Genomic DNA, 25,770 nt, shown 5'->3' on the forward strand with positions numbered 1-25,770 from the left:
CGCTGGCCGATGAACGCCTGTCCGGACCCGCGCCGCCCTCGCCGCCTCGTCGCGGCCCCGGCCGTCCGCCCTGCTGACCGGTGGCCGCGCGCCCGAGCCCTCGGCCGCGCTCACCACCACCCATCACCCGCGCGCTCGCCGGGCGCTTCGTGTCGGCCCATGCGCTTCCCGCCCGCTGCGGGGTGGTCGCTTAGAGTTGGCGGGGTCATGGTTATCTCCTGGGGCGGCGACCGCCCGTACCGGCGTGGGCTTGCCATCGGTGTCGACATCGGCGGGAGCAAGGTGGCCGCAGGGGTGGTCAACGCGGCCGGGCGGGTGCTGGAGCGGGTGCGCACCGAGACCCCCGACCGCAGCAAGAGCCCCAAGGTGGTCGAGGACACCATCGTGGGCGTTGTGGAGGAACTGCGCCGCCGTCATCCGGTGCGCGCGGTGGGGATCGGCGCCGCCGGGTTCGTCGACGAGCAGCGCGCCACCGTACTGTTCGCGCCGCACCTGTCCTGGCGCGAGGAGCCGCTGCGCGACGCCCTGCGCGACCGCCTGGAACTGCCGGTGGTGGTCGAGAACGACGCCAACGCGGCGGCCTGGGCCGAGGCGCGGGTGGGTGCCGGGCGCGGGGCCTCCGACGTGGTCGTGGTCAACCTCGGCACCGGGATCGGCGGCGCGGTCGTCATCGACGGCGAGCTGTACCGGGGCCGCCACGGGATCGCCGGGGAGTTCGGGCACATGACCGTGGTGCCCGGCGGGCACCGCTGCGAGTGCGGCAACCGGGGCTGCTGGGAGCAGTACGCCAGCGGCAACGCGGTCACCCGCGAGGCACGCGAGCTGGCCGCTGCCGACTCCCCGGTGGCGCGGGCGCTGCTGAACGCCGTGGCCGGTGACCCCCGGCTGATCACCGGGCCGCTGGTCAGCGAGCTGGCCGCCGAGGGCGACCGCGCGTGCGTGGAGCTGATGGAGGAGGCCGGAACCTGGCTGGGCGTGGGCCTGGCCAACCTCGCCGCCGCCTTCGACCCCGAGCTGTTCGTGATCGGCGGCGGGGTGTCGGAGAGCGGGGAACTGCTGCTCGCCCCCGCGCGGCGCGCGTTCCGCCGCTCGCTGACCGGGCGCGGCTACCGCCCCGAGGCGCGCATCGAGGCGGCCGAGCTGGGCAACGAGGCCGGACTGATCGGTGCCGCCGACCTGGCCCGCGACGCGCTGCCGCGCTGGCGGCAGGGCCGCCGCCAGGGCCGGATCGGCAGCCGACCCGTGCACCGCCGGGGCCGCCCGGGCGCGCCCGAGTAGAACCCGTTCCGCACCCGGCCTCCACCTGGATCCCATCTGGCCCCACCCGGCCGTCATCCGGCCAGTGCCTGGGCCGGACCCAACCCGCGCCTGCCCTCACTCGGCCCGCCCCCGCACCCGTCGCCGCGCCGGGGCGCCGCGCCTCCTCCGGCGCGTTTTGCGTGATGGGCAAGGGACTCCGCGATTAACCGAACCTCGTTCTAGTCTGCGGGCCCCCGCATCTGTAGAGTGCGGCCCATGGAGCTGAATGGAGTTGCCGCCCTCGTCTCCGGCGGCGCAAGCGGGCTGGGTGAAGCCACCGTCAAGGAACTCGCCTCCGCGGGGGCGACCGTCGTCATCGCCGACCTCAACGCCGAGCGCGGCGAGGCCCTGGCCAAGGAGGTCGGCGGGGTCTTCGCGGCCACCGACGTCTCCGACGAGGACCAGGTCGCCGCCGCCGTGCAGAAGGCCGTGGACACCGGCCGCCCGCTGCGCGCCGCCGTGTCGTGCGCCGGGATCGGCTGGGCCACCCGCACGGTCAACAAGGAGGGCCAGCCGCACGACCTCGCCAGCTACAAGAAGGTCATCGACGTCAACCTGATCGGCACGTTCAACGTGCTGCGGCTGGCCGCCGCCGCCATGAACGCCACCGAGCCGATCAACGCCGACGGCGAGCGCGGCGCGATCGTCAACACCGCGTCCCTGGCCGGCATCGAGGGGCAGATCGGCCAGATCGCCTACTCCTCCTCCAAGGGCGGCATCATCGGCATGACCGTGCCGGCCGCCCGCGACCTGGCCGCGGCGGGCATCCGCGTCAACACCGTCGCGCCGGGCATCCTGGACACCCCCATCTACGGGCAGGGCCCCCAGGCCGAGGAGTTCAAGCAGCGCCTGGCCGCGCCGATCCCGTTCCCCAAGCGCCTGGGCACCCCCGCCGAGTTCGCCAGGCTGGTGCGCGCGCTGCTGGAGATCAGCTACATCAACGCCGAGGTCGTCCGGCTCGACGGCGGCCTGCGGATGCCGCCCAAGTAAGGAGAGCGCGATGAGCGACGAGGTCGACTACACCGCCGAGGACGGCGTAGCGGTCATCACCATCAACCGCCCCAAGGCCAAGAACGCGGTCAACGCCGCCGTGGCGCGCGGGATCGCCGAGGCGCTGGACGACCTGGACTCCCGCTCCGACCTGGTCGTGGGCATCCTGACCGGCGCCGGGCAGACCTTCTGCGCCGGGATGGACCTCAAGGCGTTCATGCAGGGCGAGGTGCCCACGGTCGAGGGGCGCGGGTTCGCCGGGTTCGCCCAGCGCCCGCCGCGCAAGCCGCTGATCGCCGCCGTGGAGGGCTACGCGCTGGCCGGCGGGTTCGAGGCGGTGCTGGCCTGCGACCTGGTGGTGGCGGCCGAGGACGCGAAGTTCGGGATCCCCGAGGTCAAGCGCGGCCTGGTGGCGGCCGGCGGCGGGCTGCTGCGGCTGCACCGGCGCATCCCCCGCAACATCGCCATGGAGTTCGCCCTGACCGGTGACTTCGTGGCCGCACCGCGCATGGCCGAGCTGGGCCTGGTCAACGCCGTCACCCCGCCCGGCGGCGCGCTGGAGGGCGCCCGCGCGCTGGCGGCGCGGGTGGCGGCCAACGCGCCGATGTCGATCGCGGTGTCCAAGCGGGTGATCACCGAGTCCGACGACTGGCCGGCCGAGGAGATGTGGGAGCGCCAGGACGCCATCACCGGTCCGGTGTTCCTCAGCCACGACGCCATGGAGGGCGCCGCCGCCTTCGCGGAGAAGCGCGCCCCCCAGTGGAAGGGCGAGTAGCAACCGACCCCGACAGGACTCCGCGCCCGCCTCACGCCCCGCCCCCGCTCGCGCGCCCGGCGGGGGCGGGCGGCGGGGGCGGGGCGGCCGGCGGCCTCACACGCGCCGGGCGGCCTCGATCAGCACGGTGCGCAGGATCGCCTCCATCTCCTCGAAGTGCTCCGGGCCGCAGATCAGCGGCGGCGAGAGCTGCACGACGGGGTCGCCGCGGTCGTCGGCGCGGCAGATGAGCCCGGCGTCGTAGAGGGCCGGCGAGACGAACCCGCGCAGCAGCCGCGCGGCCTCCTCGTCGGTGAAGGTCTCGCGGGTGTCGCGGTCCTTGACCAGTTCGATCCCGTAGAAGTAGCCGTCGCCGCGCACGTCGCCGACGATGGGCAGGTCGTAGAGCTTCTCCAGGGTGGCGCGGAAGACCGGCGCGTTGCGCCGGACGTTCTCCAGCAGCCCCTCGGACTCGATGACGTCGAGGTTGGCCAGCGCCGCCGCCGCGGCCACGGGGTGGCCGCCGAACGTGATGCCGTGGGAGAACATGCTGCCGGGCTCGCGGAAGGGCGCCATCAGGTGCTCGCGCGCGATCACCCCGCCCATCGGCACGTACCCCGAGGTGACGCCCTTGGCGAAGGTGATCATGTCGGGCAGGTAGTCGTAGCGCTCGGCGCCGAAGTACTCGCCGAGGCGGCCGAAGGCGCAGATGACCTCGTCGGAGACCATCAGCACGCCGTGGCGGTCGCAGATCTCGCGCACCCGCCGCAGGTAGCCGGGCGGCGGCGGGAAGCAGCCGCCGGAGTTCTGCACCGGTTCGACGTAGACGGCGGCCACGGTCTCGGGCCCGTTCTGCACGATGGCCTGCTCGATCTGGTCGGCCGCCCACGCGCCGAACGCCTCGGGGTCGTCGCGGTGCACCGGCGCCCGGTACAGGTTGGTGTTGGGCACCTGGATCGTGCTGGGCACCAGCGGCTCGAACGCCGACTTCAGCGCCTGCACGCCGGTGATCGACAGCGCGCCCATGGTGGTGCCGTGGTAGGCGATCGCGCGGCTGATCACCTTGTGCCGGGTGGGCTCGCCCACGGCCTTGAAGTACTGGCGGGCCAGCTTCCAGGCGGTCTCCACGGCCTCGGAGCCGCCGGTGGTGAAGAAGACGCGGTCGAGGTCCCCGGGGGCCAGGGCGGCGAGGCGGTCGGCCAGGCGCACCGCCGCCGGGTGGGCGTAGGTCCAGATGGGGAAGTAGGCGAGGGTGCGGGCCTGCTCGGCGATGGCCTCGGCGATCTCGGCGCGGCCGTGGCCCACCTGCGAGACGAACAGCCCGGCCAGGCCGTCGAGCCGGCGCCGCCCGGCGGTGTCGTAGACGTAGGGGCCCTCGCCCCGGGTGATGACCGGGATCTCGGCGTCGGCGTAGGCCGACATGTCGGTGAAGTGCATCCACAGGTGGTCGCGCGCGGCCTGCTGGAGGTCGGTGTCGGGGTCGTACTGCCGGGCTGTCACGTGGTTCCCCCTGCACGGGTGGTGGATCGCGGGGACCGCACGGTCGACCCGCCATGATCAGGGATTTCGTCGTTCTCTCCGATGGTACCCACTGGTTTCGATGTGGCAAGCGGCGAATGCAACCGTTTCCGTTGTATTGCGCGGCGGTGGTGCGGGGTTCGCGCGCGGGGGGCCGGACCAGCGGCGACGGCGCTGACCAGCGCGGAGAAGGTCCCCGTGTGCCAGGGAAACAGTCGCTATAGCCCGAAGATGATCACGTATCAACGGGGAAATGGGATCTTTACAACGGAATCCCTTGTACGGCCCTGGAAGGGTCTGCCATGGTACGTAGGAGCACCAGGACCGGGTCCCCATTACCCCTCCGGGAGGTAGCCCCCCGTGCACGAGCAGCCCACCCCGCCCCGGCGGTTGCGCAACTTCGTCAACGGCGACTACACCGACACCGCCGAGGGTGCGGTCAGCGACGTCGTCAACCCCGCCACCGGCCGCGTCTACGCCCAGGCCCCCGTCTCCGGCCCCGCCGACGTCGACGCCGCGTTCAGGGCCGCCGCCGACGCCTTCGAGGGCGGCTGGCGCGACACCCCGCCCGCCGAGCGCCAGATCGCCATGAACCGGCTCGCCGACGCGGTCGAGGCCCGCGCCGACGAACTCGTGGCCGCCGAGGTCGAGAACTGCGGCAAACCCGTCCAGCTCACCCGCGACGAGGAGATCTGGCAGGTCACCGACGCGCTGCGGTTCTTCGCCGGCGCCTGCCGGGTGCTGGAGGGCAAGGCCGCCGGCGAGTACATGGCCGACCACACCTCCTGGATCCGCCGCGAGCCGATCGGCCCGGTCGCCCAGATCACCCCGTGGAACTACCCGCTGGCCATGGCCGCCTGGAAGATCGGCCCCGCCCTGGCCGCCGGCAACACCATCGTGCTCAAGCCCTCCGACACCACCCCGGTCTCCACCCTGCTGCTCGCCGAGATCGCCGCGGAGTTCCTGCCGCCCGGCGTGCTCAACGTCGTCTGCGGCGACCGCGACACCGGCCGCGCCCTGGTCGACCACCCCGTGCCCCGGCTCGTCTCGCTCACCGGGTCCACCCGCGCCGGGTTCGAGGTCGCCCAGCACGGCTCCGCCGACCTCAAGCGCCTCCACCTGGAGCTGGGCGGCAAGGCGCCGGTCATCGTCTTCGACGACGCCGACCTGGAGAAGACCGCCGCCGGGATCGCCGAGGCCGGGTACTTCAACGCCGGGCAGGACTGCACCGCCGCCACCCGGGTGCTGGCCGCCCCCGGCGTCCACGACGACCTCGCCGCGGCGCTCGCCGAACACGCCCGCGCCACCAAGACCGCCGGACCCGAGGTCACCGACGCCGCGTTCGGGCCGCTCAACAACACCGTCCAACTCGACCGCGTCACCGGGTTCCTCGACCGCGCCCCCGACCACGCCGAGGTGCTCACCGGCGGCTCCCGGGTCGGCGACACCGGCTACTTCTACGCCCCCACCGTGGTCTCCGGCCTGCGCCAGGGCGACGAACTGGTCACCGACGAGGTGTTCGGCCCGGTCATCACCGTGCAGCGCTTCGACGACGAGGACACCGCCGTGGCCTGGGCCAACTCCGTGCGCTACGGGCTGGCCTCCAGCGTGTGGACCCGCGACCACGCGCGGGCGCTGCGGGTGTCGCGCCGCCTGGACTTCGGCTGCGTGTGGATCAACACCCACATCCCGATGGTCGCCGAGATGCCCCACGGCGGGTTCAAGCACTCCGGCTACGGCAAGGACCTCTCGCTCTACAGCATGGAGGAGTACACCCGGGTCAAGCACGTCATGAGCTACATCGGGCGCGACTGAGCCCGGCCGGACGCGGGGCTCCGGAGTCGCGGGGCGCGCGGTCGCGCGGCACGGCCGGTGCCGCCCGGCGCGCCCGCGGCGCCCCCGCGTCCCAGCGTCCCCGGGACCTCCGCGTCCCCGGCCCCCGCGCCTCCTGAGGAGCCCCGAGCCTCCGACCCCCCGCACCGCCCGAGCCACCCGAGGACACCGAATGGCGACCGCCACCCACCCCGAACGCGCCGGCCCCGGTGAAGGCCCCGGCGCCACCGCCCTGCCCGCCATCAGCCTGGAGCGGATCTCCAAGACCTACCGCTCCGGCGGCGAGGCGGTCGCGGCAGTGCGCGAACTGGACCTGCGCGTCGAGAAGGGCGAGTTCTTCTCCCTGTTGGGACCCTCGGGCTGCGGCAAGACCACCACCATGCGGGTGATCGCCGGGTTCGAGGACCCCACGACCGGCACGGTGCGCCTGCACGGCGACGACGTCACCCAGGTGCCCCCGCACCGGCGCGACGTCAACATGGTCTTCCAGAGCTACGCGCTGTTCCCGCACATGACGGTGTTCGACAACGTCGCCTTCGGCCTGCGCCGCAAGGGCGTGGCGCGCGAGGAGCTGAACCGGCGCGTGGGCGAGGCGCTGGAGCTGGTGGAGCTGGCCGGGCGCGGGCGCACCCGGCCGGGCCGGCTCTCCGGCGGCCAGCAGCAGCGGGTGGCCCTGGCCCGCGCCCTGGTCAACCGGCCCAGCGCGCTGCTGCTGGACGAGCCGCTGGGCGCGCTGGACCTCAAGCTGCGCCAGGCCATGCAGATCGAGCTGAAGCGCATCCAGCGCGACGTCGGCATCACCTTCGTCTACGTCACCCACGACCAGGGCGAGGCGCTGACCATGTCCGACCGCATCGCCGTGATGAACGAGGGCCGCGTCGAGCAACTGGGCACGCCCGCCGAGGTCTACGAGCACCCCGCCACCCGGTTCACGGCCGGGTTCATCGGGACCTCCAACCTCCTCAGCGGCGAGGTGGCCGACACGGGCGGCGGCGTCACCGCGATCGAGGTGGCCGGGGCCGGGCGGGTCCTGGCGGCCGGCGGCGCGCAGGCGGGCGGGTTCCCGGCGGGCGTGCGGGTCGACGTCACGGTGCGGCCCGAGAAGGTCGCCATCGCCCGCGCCGAGCCCCGGGGCGACCTGGTCCGGCTGCGCGGCACGGTCACCGAGGTGGTCTACCTCGGCTCGGCCACCCACTACACGGTCAAGCTCGGCAACGGCGCCGAGATCGTGGTGTTCCAGCAGAACTCCTCCGACGCCGTCGGCGCGGCCGAGCGCGGCGACACCGTGTGGGTGTCCTGGCGCCCGGAGCACTCCTCGGTCCTGACCAACTGACCTGGCCGGCCGTCCGGCCGGCCCCCGGCCCCTACCGTTCCCTCTCCTCCCCCCTATCTCCGCCTTCCGTCTCCTCTCTCCCTCGCCGCCTCCCCCGTCGTCCACAGCCACCAGCAGGAAAGAGCGGACCGCCGTGACCCCACGACCCCACCCCGCCCGCGCGGCCCTGGCGCGCGGACTCACCCGCCGCCGCGTCAGCCGCCGCACCGCGCTCGGCCTCACCGGGCTGTCGGCCGCCGGGCTCGCCCTGTCGGCCTGCGGCGTCCAGGGCCAGGGCGGCAACCAGCCCGCCGCCGAGGACTTCTGGGCGGGCAAGGAGAGCAACGGCCGCCTGGACTTCGCCAACTGGCCGCTGTACATGGACCCCGGCAAGCCGGAGCTGGCGGCGTTCACCGAGGAGACCGGGATCCGGGTCGACTACGACGAGGCGATCCAGGACAACCCCACGTTCTTCGGCAAGATCCAGCCGATGCTGGCCCAGGGCGAGCCGATCGGCTACGACCTCATCGTGCTGACCAACGGCATCGAACTGACCAAGCTCATCGAACTGGGCTACCTGGCGCCGCTGGACCACGACCGGCTGCCCAACTTCGCCGAGAACGCCGGCCGGATCTACAAGCACACCGCCTACGACAGCGGCAACCGCCACACCGTCCCCTACGCCTCCGGCATCACCGGGATCGCCTACAACCCCGACTACGTGGACCGCGAGATCACCGCCATCGCCGACCTGTGGGACCCCGCCTTCGAGGGCAAGGTCGGGATGATGGCCGACCCCCAGGAACTCGCCAACTTCGGGCTGCTGCGGATCGGGGTGGCCCCGGCCGACTCCACCGAGGAGGACTGGGCCGCCGCGGCCGACGCCCTGGAGGAGCAGCGCGACCTGGGCCTGGTGCGGCGCTACTACTCCCAGGACTACATCCAGCCGCTGAGCAGCGGCGACATCTGGATGTCCATGGCCTGGTCGGGCGACATCTTCCAGCAGAACGCCGAGCAGGGCACCAACCTCAGGTTCGTGGTGCCCGAGGAGGGCGGGACGCTGTGGTCGGACAACATGATGATCCCCTACACCGCGCCCAACCCCGTGGACGCCATCATGCTGATGGACTTCCTCTACGACGCGGAGGTCGCCGCCGACCTCACCGAGTACATCACCTACATCCCGCCCGTGCCGCGCGCCCGCGACATCCTCGCCCGGCGCGCCGAGGAGGCCGAGGGCGAGGAGCGGGAGCTGTTGGAGCAGGTGGTGGGCAGCCCGCTGGTGTTCCCCAGCGAGGCCGACTACGACAAGCTGCACAACTACGTGTCGGTGACCACGGAGAACGAGGAGTCGTTCTCGCCCCTGTTCCTCGCCGTCTCGCAGTCGTGACCATGGCGGCGACGACAGCGGCGGAGGCCGCACCGGGGCGGCGCCCGGCCGGGCGCCGGGGGCGCCTGGCGCCCTACCTGCTGGTCCTGCCCGGCTGGCTGTGGCTGGCCGTGTTCTTCGTGGCACCCATCGCCAGCGTGGTCTCGATGTCGCTGATGACCGGCAGCCTCACCGCCGGCTTCACCTTCACCTTCGAGACCGCCAACTACACCCGCGCGCTGGGGCTGTACTGGGAGCAGATCCTGCGGTCCCTGGCCTACGGCGGCCTGGCCACGCTGCTGTGCATCGCGCTGGGCTACCCCGTGGCCTACTGGATCGCGTTCCACGGCGGCGCCTACAAGTCCACCTACCTGCTGCTGGTGCTGCTGCCGTTCTTCGTGTCGTTCGTGCTGCGGACGGTGTCGTGGGGGTTCATCCTCGCCGACAACGGGATCGTGCTGGGCACGCTCAAGGACCTCGGGGTGCTGCCGGGCGACGCCGGGGTGCTCAACTCCGCGCCGGCGGTGGTGTTCGGGCTGGCCTACAACTTCCTGCCGTTCATGGTGCTGCCGATCTACGCGGTGCTGGAGCGCATGGACCACCGCGTGGTGGAGGCCGCCCACGACCTGTACGCCGGGCGGCTCCAGGCGTTCGCGCGGGTGGTGCTGCCGATGTCGCTGCCGGGCGTGTTCGCCGGGGTGATCATGACGTTCATCCCCACCAGCGCCGACTACGTCAACGCCACCATCCTCGGCGGCACGCACAACACCATGGTCGGCAAGGTCATCGAGACCCAGTACCTGGTGAACAACGCCTACCCGCTGGCGGCGGCGATCACGGTCGTGCTGATGGCGGTGCTGCTGGCGGGGATCTTCGCCTACGCCCGCGCGCTGGGCACCGAGCAGGTCATGGAGGTGCAGGCCGGATGACCGCGACGGAGGGGACGAGGGGCGGCGCGGGCGCGGAGGCCGAGAGGGGCGCCGGGCCGGGTGCCGAGGCGGTGGCCGGGGCCGCGCCGCGCCGGGTCCGCCGCCGGCCCGACTGGGGCAAGTACCTCACCTGGGCCGTCCTGGCCTGGCTGTTCGCACCGATCCTGTTCATGGTCGCGTTCAGCTTCAACGACGCCCAGGGCCGCCACAACGTCACCTGGCAGGGGTTCACGCTGCGCTGGTACGGCGACGCGTTCGCCTACCCCGACCTCAACGCCGCGCTGGCCAACACCCTGAGCATCGCGGTGCTGACCATGGTCGTCTCCGGGGTGCTGGGCACCCTGCTGGGGGTGGCGCTGGGCCGCTACCGGTTCCGCGGGCGCGCGGCCACCGACCTGGTGATGTTCTCGGCGATCTCGGCGCCCGAGGTGGTGCTGGGGGCGGCGCTGCTGTCGATGTTCCTGACGATGAACGTCGCGACCGGCTACCTCACGGTCCTGCTGGCGCACGTGATGTTCTCGGTGTCGTTCGTGGCCATCACCGTGCGGGCGCGGGTGCTGACCATGGACGCGAGCATCGAGGAGGCCGCGCGCGACCTGGGCGCGGGCCCGGTGACCACGTTCCGGCTGGTGACGCTGCCGCTGCTGCTGCCCGCCGTCACCGCCGGAGGGCTGATCGCGTTCGCGCTGTCGGTGGACGACTTCATCATCACCTCGTTCGTCAGCGGCAGCACCCAGACGTTCCCGCTGTGGATCTGGGGCGCCACGCGTGTCGGTATCCCGCCGCAGGTCAACGTGATGGGCACGCTGATCTTCGCGGTGGGGGTGCTGCTGGCGGCGGGCAACGTGCTGCTGGCCCGGCGCCGCGCCCGCTGAGAGCGGTGCCGCCGGGCCGACCGAGCGGCCGGGGCCTCCCGCCGACCCGGTACCGGTGAGCCCGCCGGCCCGATCGCCCGCGAACCCGCGCAACCTCGACGAACGGAGCCGATCCGCCATGTCCGCCGACCCGTCCCGCCGGAACCCGTCAGCGACGGCCGACCGCGCCGCCGCCGCCCTGGCCTCGGCCCGCCCCGCCGTGTTCTGGCTGGACCCCGAGGTGCCCGGCCACCGCCCGCCGCCGCCCGCGCCCGCCCTCACCGGCCCGGTGCGCGCCGACCTCGCGGTGGTCGGCGGCGGCTACAGCGGCCTGTGGACCGCGCTGACCGCCAAGGAGCGCGACCCCGACCGCGACGTCGTGCTGGTGGAGGCCCGCACCGTCGGCTGGGCGGCCTCCGGCCGCAACGGCGGGTTCTGCGCCGCCAGCCTCACCCACGGGCACGCCAACGGGGCGGAGCGCTGGCCCGAGGAGATCGCCGAGCTGGAGCGGCTGGGCCACGCCAACCTCGCCGGTATCGCCGAGGCGGTGCGCCGCCACGGCATCGACTGCGAGTTCGAGCGCACCGGCGAACTGGTGGTCGCCACCGAGCCCTGGCAGCTCGACGGCCTCGCCGAGGAGGCCGCCGCCCTGCGCGCGCTGGGCCGGCCGGTGCGCACGCTGACCGCCGAGCAGGCGCGCGCCGAGGTCGACTCGCCCACCTACCTCGGCGGCCTGCTGGACCCCGACGGCACGGCCCTGCTGCACCCCGCCAAGCTCGCGTGGGGGCTGCGCGCCGCCTGCGAGCGGCTGGGGGTGCGGTTCTTCGAGCACAGCCCCGTGCGCGCCATCAGCGCGGAGGCGGGCGGGCTGCGCCTGGAGACGACGCGGGGCGGATCGGTGACCGCGCGCCGCACGGCCTGGTGCGGCGGCGCGTTCCCCGGCCCGCTGCGCCGGCTGCGGCACTTCGTGGCGCCCGTCTACGACTACGCCCTGACCACCGAGCCGCTGACGGCTGAGCAGGCGGCCGCGATCGGGTGGCGCGGGCGCCAGGGGCTCAGCGACGCGGGCAACCAGTTCCACTACTACCGGCTCACCGCCGACAACCGGATCCTGTGGGGCGGCTACGACGCGGTGTACCACTACGGCGGGCGGGTGCGGCCGGAGTACGAGCGGCGGCCCGCCACGTTCCGGCTGCTGGCCGAGCACTTCCTGGCCACGTTCCCGCAGTTGGAGGGGATCTCCTTCAGCCACGCGTGGGGCGGGGTGATCGACACGTGCAGCCGGTTCTGCGCGTTCTTCGGCACCGCCTACGGCGGCCGGCTGGCCTACGCCGCCGGGTACACCGGCCTGGGCGTGGGCGCCACCCGGTTCGGCGCGCAGGTGCTGCTGGACCGGCTGGCCGGCGCCGACACCGAGCGCACCCGCCTGGCGATGGCGCGGAGCAAGCCGGTGCCGTTCCCGCCCGAGCCGCTGCGCTACGCCGGGATCGAGCTGACCCGGCGGGCCATGGCGGCGGCCGACCGCGACGGCGGGCGGCGCAACCTGTGGCTGCGGGCGCTGGACGCGGCGGGGATGGGGTTCGACAGTTGACCGCCGCGCCGGGGTGGCAGAGGGGGGACCGAGGAGGCGCTGAGGGGGCGCGCGCGGTGACCGGCCGGGCGCGCCGGCGGGCCGGGCCGGGCGCGGGCCGGCGTCGGCGCGGCCGGTATGACAGGTGTCATGCCCGCGACGGGGTGATCCGCACCGCGCGCCGGTGACATCGGGATCTGCCGCCCACCCGCGTCCCTCGGCCAGGATCGTTGGCATGAGCACAGGGCAACGGCCGACCGCCGGACCGGACGGCGGCGAGAACGCGATCACCGTCCGCGACCTGCGGCAGAGCTACGGCGACTTCGAAGCCGTCAAGGGAATCTCCTTCGAGGTCGCCCGAGGCGAGCTGTTCGCGCTGCTCGGCACCAACGGCGCGGGCAAGACCACCACCATCGAGACGGTCGAGGGCTTCCGCCGCCCCAGCGGGGGCAGCGTCCGGGTCTTCGGCCTCGACCCCTACGGCCAGCCGGCGGCGCTGCGGGAACGCGTCGACGCCGTGCTCCAGCACAGCGGGTCGTTCCCCGAGCTGACCGTCGCCGAGACCGTCGACCTCTCCCGCGACCTGGCCGCCGACCCCATGGACCGCGACGAGGTCCTGGCCCTCACCAACCTCACCGACAAGGCGGGCGTGCAGGTCCGCCAGCTCTCCGGCGGCCAGCGGCGCCGGCTCGACCTCGGCCTGGCCGTGCTGTCGCGGCCCGAGGCGCTGTTCCTCGACGAGCCCACCACCGGCATGGACCCCGAGGCGCGCCGCGCCACCTGGGCCACCATCGGCGACCTGGTCCGGCAGGGCATGGCGATCGTGCTGACCACCCACTACCTGGAGGAGGCCGAGCGCCTGGCCGACCGGCTCGCCATCATGCACCGGGGCGAGATCAAGGTCGAGGGCACGCCGCGCGACGTGGTCGTGCGGTGGGGCGACCGGATCGGGTTCCTGCTGCCGCCCGACGTGCGCTCCGAGGACCTGCCCGCGCTGCCCGGCGCCACGGGGGCCGTCGAGATGCGCGGGGGGCAGGCGTGGGCGGCCTACACCGTGCGCGGCGACGACGCCGACGGCCGGGCCCACCGCGCGATGGCCGAACTCATGGACTGGGCGCGGGCGCGCGGCACCACGCTGCGGCGGCTGGAGCTGCGCGGCGCCTCGCTGGAGGACGTGTTCCTCAGCGTGGCGGAGGGCGCGACCGAGGCCCTGGCGGGCGGCCCGCGCACCTGACCGGGCCGGGCGGCGTGCGCCGACGGGGGCGCGGGCGGCGGCGAGGACGGCGCCCAGACCCGCGCCCGCCGCTCCCGGACCCGGCTCCCGGTCCCGCACCCCCTGCCCCCGCAGCCGCATCCCCTTTCCCACCCCACCGACCTCAGCGGAGGAACCTGCCATGACCGCCACCGAAACCGCAGCGGCGGGCGCCACCCGCCCGGCGGCGCGCCGCCCCGTCGGGGTGGTGCGGCAGACGCTGCGCCTGGCCCGCACCGAGTTCACGCTCATCTACCGGTACCGCACGGCGCTGTTCTTCGTGCTGTTCCCCCTGATCTTCGTCGCGCTGGCGACCATGGGGGAGGGGCCGTCGCTGCTGGAGGGGATCTCGGCCGCCGAGTTCTCCGTCGCGGGGACCCCCTCCACCATCGCGATGATGATCGGGATCATGCACGTGTCCAACGCCTACGCGGCACGGCGCGAGCAGTTGATCCTCAAGCGCTACCGCGCCAGCGGGGTCTCGCCCTACGCCATGTTCGGCGCCACCACGGTGTCGGTCGTCGCGGTCACCGCCGTGCTGACCCTGATTGTCGGCGCGGTGATGGCCGGTCTCTACGGCACCCTGCCCGCCGACCCCGTGATGGTGGTCGCGGGCGTGCTGCTGACGGCGGTGACCATGTCGCTGCTGGGCGCGGCGATGACGCGGCTGGTCGCCAGCGCCGAGGGCGCGCAGATGCTCAGCATGGTGCCGTTCCTGGTGCTCTACGCCTCCGCCGGGCTGATGATCCCGCTGGACGTCTTCCCCGACGGGGTGGCCGCCGCCGCGCGGCTGCTGCCGATGGCCCCGGCCGTCGACCTCGTGCGGGCCGGGTACTTCGGCCGCGACCTCTTCGGCGGCGTCTCCGGCGCCGAGGCCGCCACCGGCCTTGAGCTGTGGGCGGCGGCGCTGCCCGCGCTCGGCGTGTGCGCGGTGTGGGCGGGGATCGCGGTCTTTTTGCTCCGCTACTTCCGCTGGGACCCCCGCCAGCCGAAGTAAGCGGCGAGAACCCGCCGGAGGAGCAGGGCGCGCTTCCTCCGGCGGCGCGGGCGCGGCGGCCGTCTCGACCGCCGCGCCCGCTCACCTTGTTGGGAGGGCCGCCCGGCCGTCCGGCAAGGGCTGTGGACAACAAGATCGCGGGCGGGCGCGCCGCATTAGGCTTGGCGGCAGGCCGGAGCGGGTCTGGAGCGGGTGGTGGGTTTCCGTGCGCTCGCGCGGGCGAAGCAGCGGCGGAGCAGGGACCAGCGGCGGAGCGGCAGCGGAGGAACGGAGGGCGGGCGCATGGCCGGTACGGGCACGGACACGGTCCCGGGCGGGCAGCGGCGGGGCGCCTCGCGCGGCGGCATCCAGCGCAGGCTGAACACGGCGCGCCGCGCCGTGCTCGCGATGTCGATGACCACCCCCCTGTTCTCCGTGCTGACTCCGATCGTGGCGGTGCCCAACCTGGGCTTCGAGGTCGACGCGGTGAACACCTTCGCCAGCCGCGCGCCCGGCGCGCTCGCCCCGGTGCTCGCGGGCGTGGGCGTGCTGTTCGCCGTGGTCCAGGGCTACTTCTCGATGAGGGTCGTCCGCACCCGCATCGACCGGCCCGACACCACGCTCGACCGCGACGTCGCCCTGTCCTACCTCGCGCTGGCGGGCTGCATGGCGCTCCTCGGCCCCAACCCCTACGCCCTGTGCGGCTCCCAGTTCTGGGGCGCCAGCGTGTGCGTCACCGGCACCCGACGGCGCAAGGCGCTGTACGCCGTGCTGATGCTGCTGGCGTCGACCGTTCCGCTGGTGATCGCGCTGCGCGGCGAACCGCTCATCGTGCCGGTCGTCGTCGCCCTGTACTCGATCGTCGTCTACCTGATCGTGTGGGGCGTGATGCTCGGCAGCAACGCCGCGATCATCGTGCTGTGGGACGTGGTCACCGAGGCCCACGCCGCCCGCGACGCCCAGGCCCGGCTGGCGGTCTCCGAGGAGCGGCTGCGGTTCTCCCGCGACATGCACGACCTGCTGGGGCACAGCCTGTCGGCGCTCGCGGTCAAGAGCGAACTCGCGGCTCGGCTGGCCGAACGCGACCCCCAGCGCGCCGCGAGCGAGATGACCGCCGTCCAGCACCTGGCGCGCGACGCCCTGCGCGAGGTCCGGGCCGCCGTGAGCGGCTACCGCGAGGTGGACCTGGCGGCCGAGGCCGCCAGCGTGCAGGCGGTGCTGACCGCCGCCGGGGTCCGCTGCACGGTGGCGGGCGCCGATCTGGACCTCCCTTCGGCCCAGCGCGCCGTCGCCTCGTGGGTCGTGCGCGAGGGCACCACCAACGTGCTGCGGCACAGCGCCGCCCGCACCTGCGCGGTCGAGTTGCGCCGCAGCGCCGACACCCTGGTGGTCGAGATCCACAACGACGGCACACCGGGCGGTGGGCACGGCGAGCGCGGCAGCGCGCCGGAGTACGGCAACGGCCTGTCCGGGCTGACCGAGCGCGTCGCCGCCGTCGGCGGCGCGCTCACCGCCACCTACACCGGCGGCGGGTTCCTGCTGCGCGCGGTGCTGCCGCTGCCCGCCGCCGACCCGCCGGGCGCGGGCGCGGCAAAGGACGGCGTCGGCCTTCACGGCGGGCACGACCGTGACGGACTGGACAGAGAGGACAGAGAGGGCGTGACCGCGTGATCCGCATCGTGCTCGCCGACGACGAGCACCTGGTGCGCGGGGCCATCGCCGCGCTGCTGGGACTGGAGGAGGACCTGGAGGTCGTCGCCGAGGTCGGCCGGGGCGACGCGGTGGTCGACGCGGTCGTGGGCAAGGAGGCCGACATCGCCGTGCTCGACATCGAGATGCCGGGCGGCAGCGGCCTGGAGGTGGCGGGCGACCTGCGCAAGGCCGCCCCCGGGTGCGGGGTGCTGATCCTCACCAGCTTCGGCCGCCCCGGCTACCTGCGCCGCGCCCTGGCGGCGGGCGCGCGCGGCTTCCTCGCCAAGGACGCCCCCGTGGACCAGTTGGCCGGAGCCATCCGCAAGGTCCACGCGGGCGGCCGCTACATCGACACCGAACTCGCGGCCACCGCGATGGCGGCGGGCGAGAACCCCCTGACGGCGCGGGAGGTCGAGGTCCTGCGCGCGGCGTCGGAGGGGAAGGCGGTCGGCGCCATCGCGCGCGGCCTGCACCTCACCGAGGGGACCGTGCGCAACTACCTGTCCAGCGCCATCACCAAGACCGGCGCCGACAACCGGATGTCCGCCATCCGCACCGCCCAGGAGATGGGCTGGCTGTAGCCCGAGCGGGGGCGGAGAAACGCCGGCCGGGCGGTCTCCGCCTACAGGAACCGCAGCACCAGCATCGCCGTGTCGTCCGTGTGGCCGCCCGGGGCGAACTCCTCCAGGTCGCGGTCGATGCGGACGATGACCGCCTGGGCCGTCAGGCCCGAGCAGTTGGCGAAGATGCGGGTCAGGCCCTCGTCGCCGAGCATGTCGGTGCCGCTGCGGCGCTCGGTGACGCCGTCGGTGACGGCCAGGAGGACGTCGCCGGAGTGGACCTCGATGGTCTCGGTGAAGAAGTCGACGTCCTCGAAGGCGCCCAGCAGCGGCTGCGAGGTGCCCAGGGAGTCCACCTCGCCCTTCTGGTTCAGGCGGAGGGGCAGCGGGTGGCCCGCCGACACCATGCGGATGCGCATGCCGCCCTCGTCGCCGCCCAGCGGCGTCATCTCGCCGTAGAGCATGGTCAGGAACCGGGTGCTGGTGTTCTCGTCCAGGATGGCCTTGTTCAACCGGTCCATGATGTGCGCGGGCGAGAACCCCTCGCGCGCCAGCGCGCGCAGGGTGTGGCGGGCCAGGCCGGTGACGGCGGCGGCCGCCGGGCCGGTGCCGCAGACGTCGCCGATGGCGAAGCACCAGCGGCCGTCCGTGGCGAACACGTCGTAGAAGTCGCCGCCGACCACCGTGCGCTCGTCGGCCGGGCGGTAGAACACCGCGTGGTCGACGCCGGGGATGTCGGGCTCCTTCTCCTTGGCGGGCAGCAGGCTGCGCTGCAACGCCTCGCTCATGGAGGTCTGACCCGCGTACAGCCGCGCGTTCTCCATGGCCGAGGACACCCGCTGGGCGAGGTCGTCCACCACGTCCACGTCGTCGCGGGTGAAGTCGGCCCCGGCGTCCCTGCCCAGGGTCATCCGGCCCAGGGTCTGCCCGTGTGCCACCAGCGGCACGCTGATCCCCGGCCCCTCGGCCAGCTCCAGCAGCAGCTCGTCGTCCATCCCGGCCAGCGCCAGCATGTCGCGGTTCCACAGCGGCCGGGGCTCGCGCTGCTCGGGCGGCGGCAGCTCCGTCAGCAGGGTCCGCAGCACGTCGTTGTAGTTCTCGTTGCGGTGCATCACGTGCATCAGCCGCGCCGTGCCGAGATCGTTGATGGAGTGCACCGCGCACCAACTGCCCAGCCGCGACGCCACGAGCTGCGCGGCCAGCGCGGCGGTCATCTGCTCGTTGAGCGTGCCGGTGAGCAGGTCGCTGGCCTCGGCCAAAAAGCTCAGGCTCGCCCGCCGCGCCAGCTCGACCTCGGCCAGGCGGGCCCGCTCGATGGGCAGCGCGATCCGGTCGGCGCCGTCCTGGAGCCGCTGGGCGGCGGTGTCGCCGAAGTGGCGGATGCGCCGCGAGGCCACCCCGATCAGCCCGGTGATGCGGCCGTCCACGATGAGCGGCGCGGTCACCAGCGAGCGCATGCCCGCCCGCGCCAGCTTGCCCCGGTGCGCGCGGGCGATCATCAGGTCGTCGTTGATGACGGCGCCCGGCGCCGGCGCCACTGAGGGAAACGTCTCCTCGGTGCGGCTGCGGAACGGCCGCCAGTGCCCCGACGACAGCCCGGTGGCCGCGCGCATGTCCCACTGGGTCTCGTCGGTGGTGGCCAGCGCGATGTAGGCGGCGTCGCCGCCCAGCGCCGTGCGGGCGTACTCCACCGTGCGGTCCAGCAGGTCGGGCAGGGCCAGCCGCGCCGCCAGCGCGGCGTCCAGCGCCGCCCACGGGCTGGGCTTGGGCGGGCGGCGGCGCTGCGGGCGCACCGGCAGCGGCGGCGCCAGGGCCGGGCCGTCCTCCTCGGCGGGCGCGTCCTCCTGCATGCGGAACCAGACGGCCTTGTCGTCCTTGCTGTAGCTCACACCCCAACTGGTGGCCAGCGCCGCCGCCAGCGCCAGGCCCAGGCCGCCGCTGCGGCCGGGGTCGGCGGAGGGGGAGGTGTCCACGGCCAGCGGCCCGGCCTGGGGCACGGCGCGCTCGGGCACGCGATCGGCCACCACCACCTCGACGGCCGAGGGCAGGCGCCGCACCACCAGTTCCAGCACGCTCTCGGCGTGCACCACCGCGTTGGTCACCAGTTCGCTGACCAGCAGGACGATGTCGTCGGCCGAGCGCTCGGCACCCCAGGACGCCAGGGTCTCGCGGACGAAGTCGCGGGCCTCACCCGCGGTCTCGGGGGCGGGGGAGAACTCGCGGCGGGCGGTTTTCAGCGTTTCAGATGGCATCGTGCGGCCGTAGCGTTTCCTCGGCGTAGTCCCCCGCGTTCCCCCCGGTGCCGACGGCGGCGAGGCCCGAGCGGCGCGCCTCGGGTGGGGTGGTGACGGGAAAGGGTGACGAAGTCATGATGTCAGAACGTTCATCCATAGCGTGGGCAGGCCGCATAACCTGAAGCATCGCGGTCTGTCTCGGCCGATGTCTGGTGAGGCCCTCACGCATCACGGTACGGTGCGTCGACGGCAGCCCCGCCACGACGATACTGCCAGGCGGGAACCACCGCCCGTGGGTGCGGCACCCGGCAGCCCCCGCCCGAGACGCCGCGCTGAGCCGTAGAGGCCAAGAGGAGGGGACGATGCCCGAGGCCACCCAGGCACCGGACAAGCAGGAGGCGCAGCTCGACGAGCTGCTGCGCGCGCTCTACAGCATGCGCGACGGCGACTTCAGTGTACGGCTGCACCCGCGGGGAGAGGGCCGGGCCGCCGAGGTCGCGTCGGTCTTCAACGAGGTCCTGGACCACTGCGAGCAGCTCAGCAGCGAACTCCAGCGGGTCGGCGGCGTCGTCAGCAGCGAGGGCCGCCTCAACGAGCGCATCGCGGTCAGCCCCGCGCGCGGCGCGTGGGGCAAGAGCGTGCGCGCGCTCAACCAGCTTTTGGACGAGGTGAGCCAGCCGGTCACCTCGGTCGCCCAGATCCTGGAGGGGGTCGCGAACGGCGACCTGTCCCAGCGGGTCGACCTCACCAGCCGGCACGGCTCGCTGCACGGCGACCTGCTGCGCCTGGCCACCTCGGTCAACCGCATGACCGACCAGATGACCGGGTTCACCAACGAGGTCACCCGCGTGGCCCGCGAGGTGGGCACCGAGGGCAAGCTGGGCGGCAGCGCGAAGGTCGAGGGGATCTCGGGCGCCTGGCGCGACGTCACCGAGGCGGTCAACCAGATGGCCTCGCGGCTGACCGCGCAGGTCCGCGACATCTCCGACGTCACCACGGCGGTGGCGCGCGGCGATCTGGGCCGCAAGGTCACCGTGGACGTCCAGGGCGAGATGCTCCAGCTCAAGGACACCGTCAACGGCATGGTCGACCAGCTCGACTCCTTCGCCGACGAGGTCACCCGGGTGGCCCGCGAGGTGGGCACCGAGGGCAAGCTGGGCGGGCGCGCCAACGTCAAGGGCGTGTCGGGCATCTGGAAGAACCTGACCGACAACGTCAACTCCATGGCCGACAACCTCACCAACCAGGTGCGCGACATCTCGCAGGTGACCACGGCGGTGGCGCGCGGCGATCTGGGCCGCAAGGTCACCGTGGACGTCCAGGGCGAGATGCTCCAGCTCAAGAACACGGTCAACACCATGGTCGACCAGCTGGAGTCCTTCGCCGACGAGGTCACGCGCGTGGCCCGCGAGGTCGGTACCGAGGGCAAGCTGGGCGGGCGCGCCAACGTCAAGGGCGTGTCGGGCATCTGGAAGGACCTCACCGACAACGTCAACTCGATGGCCAACAGCCTGACCTACCAGGTCCGCAACATCTCCCAGGTCACCACCGCGGTCGCCAAGGGCGACCTCTCCAAGAAGATCACGGTGGACGCCCAGGGCGAGATGCTGGAGCTGAAGGACACCGTCAACACGATGGTGGACCAGCTGGAGTCCTTCGCCAGCGAGGTCACCCGCATGGCGCGCGAGGTGGGCACCGAGGGAACGCTGGGCGGCCAGGCCCACGTGCGCGGCGTCTCGGGCGTGTGGAAGGACCTGACCGACAACGTCAACTCCATGGCGAACAACCTGACCCACCAGGTGCGCCAGATCTCCACCGTCACCACGGCCGTGGCGCGCGGCGACCTCTCCAAGAAGGTCACCGTCAACGCCAAGGGCGAGATCCTGGAGTTGAAGGACACCATCAACGTGATGGTCGACCAGCTCTCGGCGTTCGCCGACGAGGTGACCCGCATGGCCCGCGAGGTCGGCACCGAGGGCAGACTGGGCGGCCGCGCCGACGTCAAGGGCGTGTCGGGCATCTGGAAGGACCTCACCGACAACGTCAACTCGATGTCGCAGAACCTCACCACGCAGGTCCGCAACATCTCGCAGGTGACCTCGGCGGTGGCCAACGGCGACCTGTCGAAGAAGATCACCGTGGACGCCCAGGGGGAGATCCTGGAGCTGAAGGACACCGTGAACACCATGGTGGACCAGCTCTCGGCGTTCGCCACGGAGGTCACCCGGGTGGCGCGCGAGGTCGGCAGCGAGGGCCAGCTCGGCGGCCAGGCCAAGGTCGAGGGCGTGTCGGGCACCTGGAAGCAGCTCACCGACAGCGTCAACGAGCTGGCCGGCAACCTCACCACCCAGGTGCGCGCCATCGGCGAGGTCGCCAGCGCGGTCACCCGCGGCGACCTCACCCAGAACATCCAGGTCGACGCCCGCGGCGAGATGCAGCAGCTCAAGGACAACATCAACCTGATGGTGAGCAACCTGCGCGAGACCACCGCCGCCCAGCGCGACGAGGACTGGCTGAAGAGCAACCTCGCCAAGATCTCCGGCCGCATCCAGGGCCACCGCGACCTCAACGAGCTGGCGCGCCTGATCATGACCGAGGTCACGCCGCTGGTCGACGCCCAGCACGGCGCCTGCTTCCTGCCCGAGGACCAGGACGACGAGGAGAACTTCCTCCTCTACGGCAGCTACGGCTACCAGCCCGACGAGCGCCGCCGCCGGGTGCGCGCCGGCGCCGGCCTGGTGGGCGAGGTCATCGCGCAGAAGAAGGAGCTGATCATCCACAACGTGCCCAGCGGGTACGTGCGGGTGGGCTCGGGCCTGGGCGAGGCCGAGCCGCTGAGCATCGTCATCCTGCCGATCCTTTCGGAGGGCCGGGTGCTGGGCGTGGTGGAGCTGGGCTCCTACGGCCGCTTCCGCGAGGTGCACCTGTCGTTCCTGCGCCAGTTCGTGGCGCAGCTGGGCACCACGGTCAACACCATCCTGGCCAACTCCAAGACCGAGTACCTGCTGCTCCAGTCGCGCCAGCTCACCAACGCGCTCCAGGAGCGCTCCAACGAACTCCAGCGCCAGCAGGAGGAGCTGCGCCGCAAGAACGCCGAGCTGCACAGCAAGGCGGGCCAGCTCGCCAGCCAGAACCGCGCCATCGAGTTGCAGAACCGGCAGATCGAGCGGGCGCGCCGCTCGCTGGAGGACCGCGCCCACCAGCTCCAGGTCTCCTCCAAGTACAAGTCGGAGTTCCTGGCCAACATGTCGCACGAGCTGCGGACGCCGCTCAACAGCCTGCTGATCCTGGCGCGGCTGCTGGCCGACAACAGCGAGCAGAACCTCACCTCCAAGCAGGTGGAGTTCGCCCAGACCATCCACAAGGCGGGCAACGACCTGCTCCAGCTCATCGACGAGATCCTCGACCTCGCCAAGGTCGAGGCCGGGCGCGCCGAGGTCCAGCCCTCCGACGTCTCCATCAGCCAGCTGGTCGACTACGTCGAGGCCACCTTCCGGCCGATGACCGCCGAGCGCGGGCTGGCCTTCGGGGTGGAGGTCTCGCCCGACATCCCCAGCCACCTGTGGACCGACGAGCAGCGGCTCCAGCAGATCCTGCGCAACCTGCTGTCCAACGCGGTGAAGTTCACCCCCGCCGGCGAGGTCCGGCTGCTCATCGAGCCCGCGTGGGCGCTGGAGGACGCCGACCTCGACATGTTCGGCGAGAACGAGGAGATCATCGCGTTCTCGGTGGCCGACACCGGGATCGGCATCCCCGACGACAAGTTGCAGGTGATCTTCGAGGCGTTCCACCAGGGCGACGGCGGGACCAGCCGCCGCTTCGGCGGCACCGGGCTGGGGCTGTCCATCAGCCAGAACTACGCGCGCCTGCTGGGCGGCGAGATCCGGGTGCAGAGCGTCCACGGCGAGGGCAGCACGTTCACCCTGCTGCTGCCGGTGCGGGTGCCCGAGGGCACCGCGCGGCGCATGGAGGAGCCGATGCGCCCGGCGGTGAGCGGGCTGGTCGAGGAGCGCGCCGACATCGAGCCGCTGACCGAGGTCCCCGCCGAGATCACCGACGCGGAGGACGACCTCGCCCCGGTGGAGGAGCCCGCCGCCCCGGCGGCCGAGCAGCCCGAGGCCCCGGCCGAGCCGGACTCCGCTTCGGTGCCGGCGCTGGCGCCCGCCCCGGACCGCGCGGACTCCGGCGGCGAGCAGGACTCCGAGGCGGTGGACGACCCCGCGCGCGACGCCGCGCTGGCCGGGCGCGAGGTGCTGATCGTCGACGACGACATCCGCAACGTGTTCGCGCTGACCAGCGCGCTGGAGGCGCACGGGCTGAAGGTGCACTACGCCGACAACGGCCACGCCGGCATCGAGAAGCTGGAGGCCAACGAGAACGTCGAGCTGGTGCTGATGGACATCATGATGCCGGAGCTGGACGGCAACGCCACCACCCGCGCGATCCGCGAGATGCCGCAGTTCGCCGACCTGCCGATCATCTCGCTGACCGCCAAGGCCATGCAGGGCGACCGCGAGCGCAGCCTCAAGGCGGGCGCGTCGGACTACGTCACCAAGCCGGTCAACCTCGACCACCTGCTCGACGTGATCCGCAAGTGGTTGGATGGTGGCGGATCCCCGCAGAGCACGGACAAGGAGCAGGAGCAGTAGACGTGCCGCAGAAGGCCAACATCCTCCTCGTGGACGACCGCGACGAGAACCTCACGGCCCTGGAGGCGATCCTGACCTCCCTGGACCAGAACCTGGTGCGCGCGAACTCGGGAGAGGCGGCACTGAAGGCGCTGCTGGAGGACGAGTTCGCCGTCATCCTGCTCGACGTCGTGATGCCGGGGATGGACGGGTTCGAGACCGCCTCCCACATCAAGCAGCGCGAGAAGACCAAGGACGTGCCGATCATCTTCCTCACCGGTGTGGGGATCGACCGGCACCGGGTCTTCCGCGGCTACGCCGCGCGGGCCATCGACTACCTCACCAAGCCGTTCGACCCGTGGGTGCTGCGCTCCAAGGTCGAGGTGTTCGTGGAGCTGCACCAGGTCAAGCAGCGGCTGCGCACGCAGTCGCTGATGCTCCAGCGCGACCTGGCCGCCGAGACCGGGGAGTCCGCCGCACCGGTGGCGGCGCAGCTGTCCCGGCGGGTGGCCGACCTCAACTCCAGCCTGGAGAAGCTGCGGGAGCGGATCGTCGCCGACGAACTGGACTCCGACCCGCGGACGGTGGAGGCGGTGCGCGACCTGGACCGCTCGCTGGCCCAGCTCACCACGCTGGTGGACGCCCTGCGCGGACCGGAGTAGCGGCGCCGCCGGTTCGGCCTGGTCTGGCCCGGCCCGGTCCCGTCCGCGGGACCGGGCCGGTCGTGTGTGGCGCGGTTCCCCGCGGGGCGGGTGCGGCGGCCGCCGTGCGAATCCCTGGGAACCGGACCGCGCGGGGCGGCGTCCTATCTGCCATAGAGGGGCACAAAGGGGCGCTACTCAGCGGCGATGCTGTACCCAGGCGGTCTCGTGTCTGTAACAAAGGGTGAAACGCCCCAGTTGAGGGCAATCCGTTCATCTAGCATGTTGCTGCACATCGATGAGCCGCATGGCCCGCTGCGACGCGCGCGGTAGCCTCCCGGACGCCCTCGCATCGATAAACCCCTACCCGCGACAGCGGCCCCGAGACTCCGGCCCCCCGACACCGGATCCCGCCGCGGTCCCGCGCAAACCGCACATGCCCTCATCCATCGGACTCCTTGGAGCGACAACCGTGTCCCGTACGATGTCCCGCACGGCCTTCGGCCTCGCCGCGATCAGCTTGGGCCTGGGATACTCCCTCAGCACTACGGCCGTGTGGGCGGACACGGTCGACGGCACCTCGGCGACCTACAGCTACACCTGCACCGACCAGGACGACTCCACGCTCACCGAGACCATGGACATCAACGTCTGGGTCGGCGCGCAGCCCGAGGCCGAGGTCGGCCAGGAGGTCCAGTTCCAGGTCGAGCCGGACGACTACAACTACTACATGTACACCTCCGGCGGCGAGATCACCGAGGGCACGCTGACCGCCGAGGTCCAGCTCGGCGGCGAGGCCGCGCCGTCCGCCACCGCCAGCGCCGAGATCGACGCGTCCGGTCCCTTCGGTGAGAACAACGAGGAGACCTTCGACGAGACCGCGCTCACCGGCACGTTCACGCCGACCGCCCCCGGCGAGATCACCGTCGCCCCGGGCAACATCACGATCTACGTGAACCAGAGCATGGGCCCGTCCACCACCGTGTGCGTGCCCGACGTCACCACCGACGCCCTGGCCACCGTGACCGTGACCGGCGAGGCCGTCCCCACCGAGGCGCCGACCGACACCGCCACCGAGGACTCCGGCGCGGAGGCCCCGCCCTCCACCGGCGCCGCCGAGGAGGGCGGCCAGACCATGATCGTGATCGCCGCCGTGGTCGTCGGTGTGATCCTCATCGGCGCCATCGCCATGATCGGTCTGCTCGTCTACTTCATGCGCCGCTCCTAGCGGCCGCTTGGGCACAGCCGGGCGCGGCGCCCCCGCCGCCGCCCGGGGCCGGACGAACGCGGGGCGGGGGCGCCGGTGCGGCCGGCGCCCCCGCCCCTTTTCCGCGTGTGCGGAGTGGTCGTGCGGGCGGA

General features: G+C 72.9%; 18 protein-coding genes. 16 read left to right on the forward strand and 2 right to left on the reverse strand.

Annotated elements, in window-relative coordinates; genetic code table 11:
* Nucleotides 1–207 precede the first annotated feature (207 nt).
* From LG943_RS14170 to LG943_RS14180, 3 genes are all read left to right on the forward strand, one after another.
* Nucleotides 208–1,278: an ROK family glucokinase gene (locus LG943_RS14170; RefSeq protein WP_270072739.1), complete on the forward strand. Its 1,071-nt coding sequence runs from the start codon at nucleotides 208–210 to the stop codon at nucleotides 1,276–1,278.
* 237 nt (nucleotides 1,279–1,515) lie between these two features.
* Entirely contained in the window at nucleotides 1,516–2,289 is a 774-nt protein-coding gene (locus LG943_RS14175; RefSeq protein ID WP_270072740.1) for an SDR family NAD(P)-dependent oxidoreductase, read from the forward strand.
* Nucleotides 2,290–2,299: 10 nt separating this feature from the next.
* Nucleotides 2,300–3,064 (forward strand): crotonase/enoyl-CoA hydratase family protein, encoded by a 765-nt coding sequence (locus LG943_RS14180; protein ID WP_270072741.1) that lies wholly within the window; start codon nucleotides 2,300–2,302, stop codon nucleotides 3,062–3,064.
* A 96-nt stretch (nucleotides 3,065–3,160) separates the two neighbouring features.
* Here LG943_RS14180 and LG943_RS14185 read toward each other — a convergent pair whose 3' ends face one another.
* Nucleotides 3,161–4,543, reverse strand: a complete 1,383-nt coding sequence (locus LG943_RS14185) for an aspartate aminotransferase family protein (RefSeq protein WP_270072742.1) — start codon at nucleotides 4,541–4,543, stop codon at nucleotides 3,161–3,163.
* 378 nt (nucleotides 4,544–4,921) lie between these two features.
* Here LG943_RS14185 and LG943_RS14190 point away from each other — a divergent pair, with 378 nt between their 5' ends.
* The 10 genes from LG943_RS14190 to LG943_RS14235 all read left to right on the forward strand — a co-directional run bounded on the left by LG943_RS14190 (nucleotide 4,922) and on the right by LG943_RS14235 (nucleotide 16,929).
* Entirely contained in the window at nucleotides 4,922–6,376 is a 1,455-nt protein-coding gene (locus LG943_RS14190) for a gamma-aminobutyraldehyde dehydrogenase (protein ID WP_270072743.1), read from the forward strand.
* 190 nt (nucleotides 6,377–6,566) lie between these two features.
* Entirely contained in the window at nucleotides 6,567–7,727 is a 1,161-nt protein-coding gene (locus LG943_RS14195; protein ID WP_270072744.1) for an ABC transporter ATP-binding protein, read from the forward strand.
* 133 nt (nucleotides 7,728–7,860) lie between these two features.
* Nucleotides 7,861–9,096: a polyamine ABC transporter substrate-binding protein gene (locus tag LG943_RS14200; RefSeq protein WP_270072745.1), complete on the forward strand. Its 1,236-nt coding sequence runs from the start codon at nucleotides 7,861–7,863 to the stop codon at nucleotides 9,094–9,096.
* A 2-nt stretch (nucleotides 9,097–9,098) separates the two neighbouring features.
* Nucleotides 9,099–10,004 carry an ABC transporter permease gene (locus LG943_RS14205; protein WP_270072746.1) on the forward strand — a complete coding sequence of 302 codons (906 nt, stop codon included), beginning with the start codon at nucleotides 9,099–9,101 and terminating at the stop codon, nucleotides 10,002–10,004.
* Nucleotides 10,001–10,879, forward strand: coding sequence for an ABC transporter permease (locus LG943_RS14210; protein ID WP_270072747.1), 879 nt, complete (start codon nucleotides 10,001–10,003; stop codon nucleotides 10,877–10,879). Before LG943_RS14205 ends, LG943_RS14210 begins: the two co-directional genes overlap by 4 nt.
* 118 nt (nucleotides 10,880–10,997) lie before the next feature.
* Entirely contained in the window at nucleotides 10,998–12,449 is a 1,452-nt protein-coding gene (locus tag LG943_RS14215) for an NAD(P)/FAD-dependent oxidoreductase (RefSeq protein ID WP_270072748.1), read from the forward strand.
* 214 nt (nucleotides 12,450–12,663) lie between these two features.
* Nucleotides 12,664–13,662, forward strand: a complete 999-nt coding sequence (locus LG943_RS14220) for an ABC transporter ATP-binding protein (protein ID WP_270072749.1) — start codon at nucleotides 12,664–12,666, stop codon at nucleotides 13,660–13,662.
* Nucleotides 13,663–13,822: 160 nt separating this feature from the next.
* The gene (locus LG943_RS14225; RefSeq protein WP_270072750.1) at nucleotides 13,823–14,677 is read left to right on the forward strand and encodes an ABC transporter permease; all 855 of its coding nucleotides are present in this window, start codon (nucleotides 13,823–13,825) and stop codon (nucleotides 14,675–14,677) included.
* A gap of 282 nt (nucleotides 14,678–14,959) precedes the next feature.
* On the forward strand, nucleotides 14,960–16,327 hold the full coding sequence (locus tag LG943_RS14230) for a sensor histidine kinase (RefSeq protein ID WP_270072751.1): 1,368 nt from the start codon (nucleotides 14,960–14,962) through the stop codon (nucleotides 16,325–16,327).
* Nucleotides 16,324–16,929, forward strand: a complete 606-nt coding sequence (locus LG943_RS14235) for a response regulator transcription factor (protein ID WP_270072752.1) — start codon at nucleotides 16,324–16,326, stop codon at nucleotides 16,927–16,929. The genes LG943_RS14230 and LG943_RS14235 overlap by 4 nt, the downstream gene beginning before the upstream one ends.
* A 41-nt stretch (nucleotides 16,930–16,970) precedes the next feature.
* Here the strand turns inward: LG943_RS14235 and LG943_RS14240 are convergent, their stop codons facing one another.
* Nucleotides 16,971–19,160, reverse strand: a complete 2,190-nt coding sequence (locus tag LG943_RS14240) for a SpoIIE family protein phosphatase (RefSeq protein WP_270072753.1) — start codon at nucleotides 19,158–19,160, stop codon at nucleotides 16,971–16,973.
* A 344-nt stretch (nucleotides 19,161–19,504) separates the two neighbouring features.
* Here LG943_RS14240 and LG943_RS14245 point away from each other — a divergent pair, with 344 nt between their 5' ends.
* From LG943_RS14245 to LG943_RS14255, 3 genes are all read left to right on the forward strand, one after another.
* Nucleotides 19,505–23,791, forward strand: a complete 4,287-nt coding sequence (locus LG943_RS14245) for a HAMP domain-containing protein (protein WP_270072754.1) — start codon at nucleotides 19,505–19,507, stop codon at nucleotides 23,789–23,791.
* A 2-nt stretch (nucleotides 23,792–23,793) separates the two neighbouring features.
* Nucleotides 23,794–24,432 (forward strand): response regulator, encoded by a 639-nt coding sequence (locus tag LG943_RS14250; protein WP_270072755.1) that lies wholly within the window; start codon nucleotides 23,794–23,796, stop codon nucleotides 24,430–24,432.
* 451 nt (nucleotides 24,433–24,883) lie between these two features.
* A complete protein-coding gene (locus tag LG943_RS14255; protein WP_270072756.1) occupies nucleotides 24,884–25,639 on the forward strand; it encodes a hypothetical protein in 756 nt (251 codons plus the stop codon).
* Nucleotides 25,640–25,770: the final 131 nt, after the last annotated feature.

This window comes from Streptomonospora mangrovi, from assembly GCF_027604915.1.
Taxonomy (GTDB): Bacteria; Actinomycetota; Actinomycetes; order Streptosporangiales; family Streptosporangiaceae; genus Streptomonospora; species Streptomonospora mangrovi.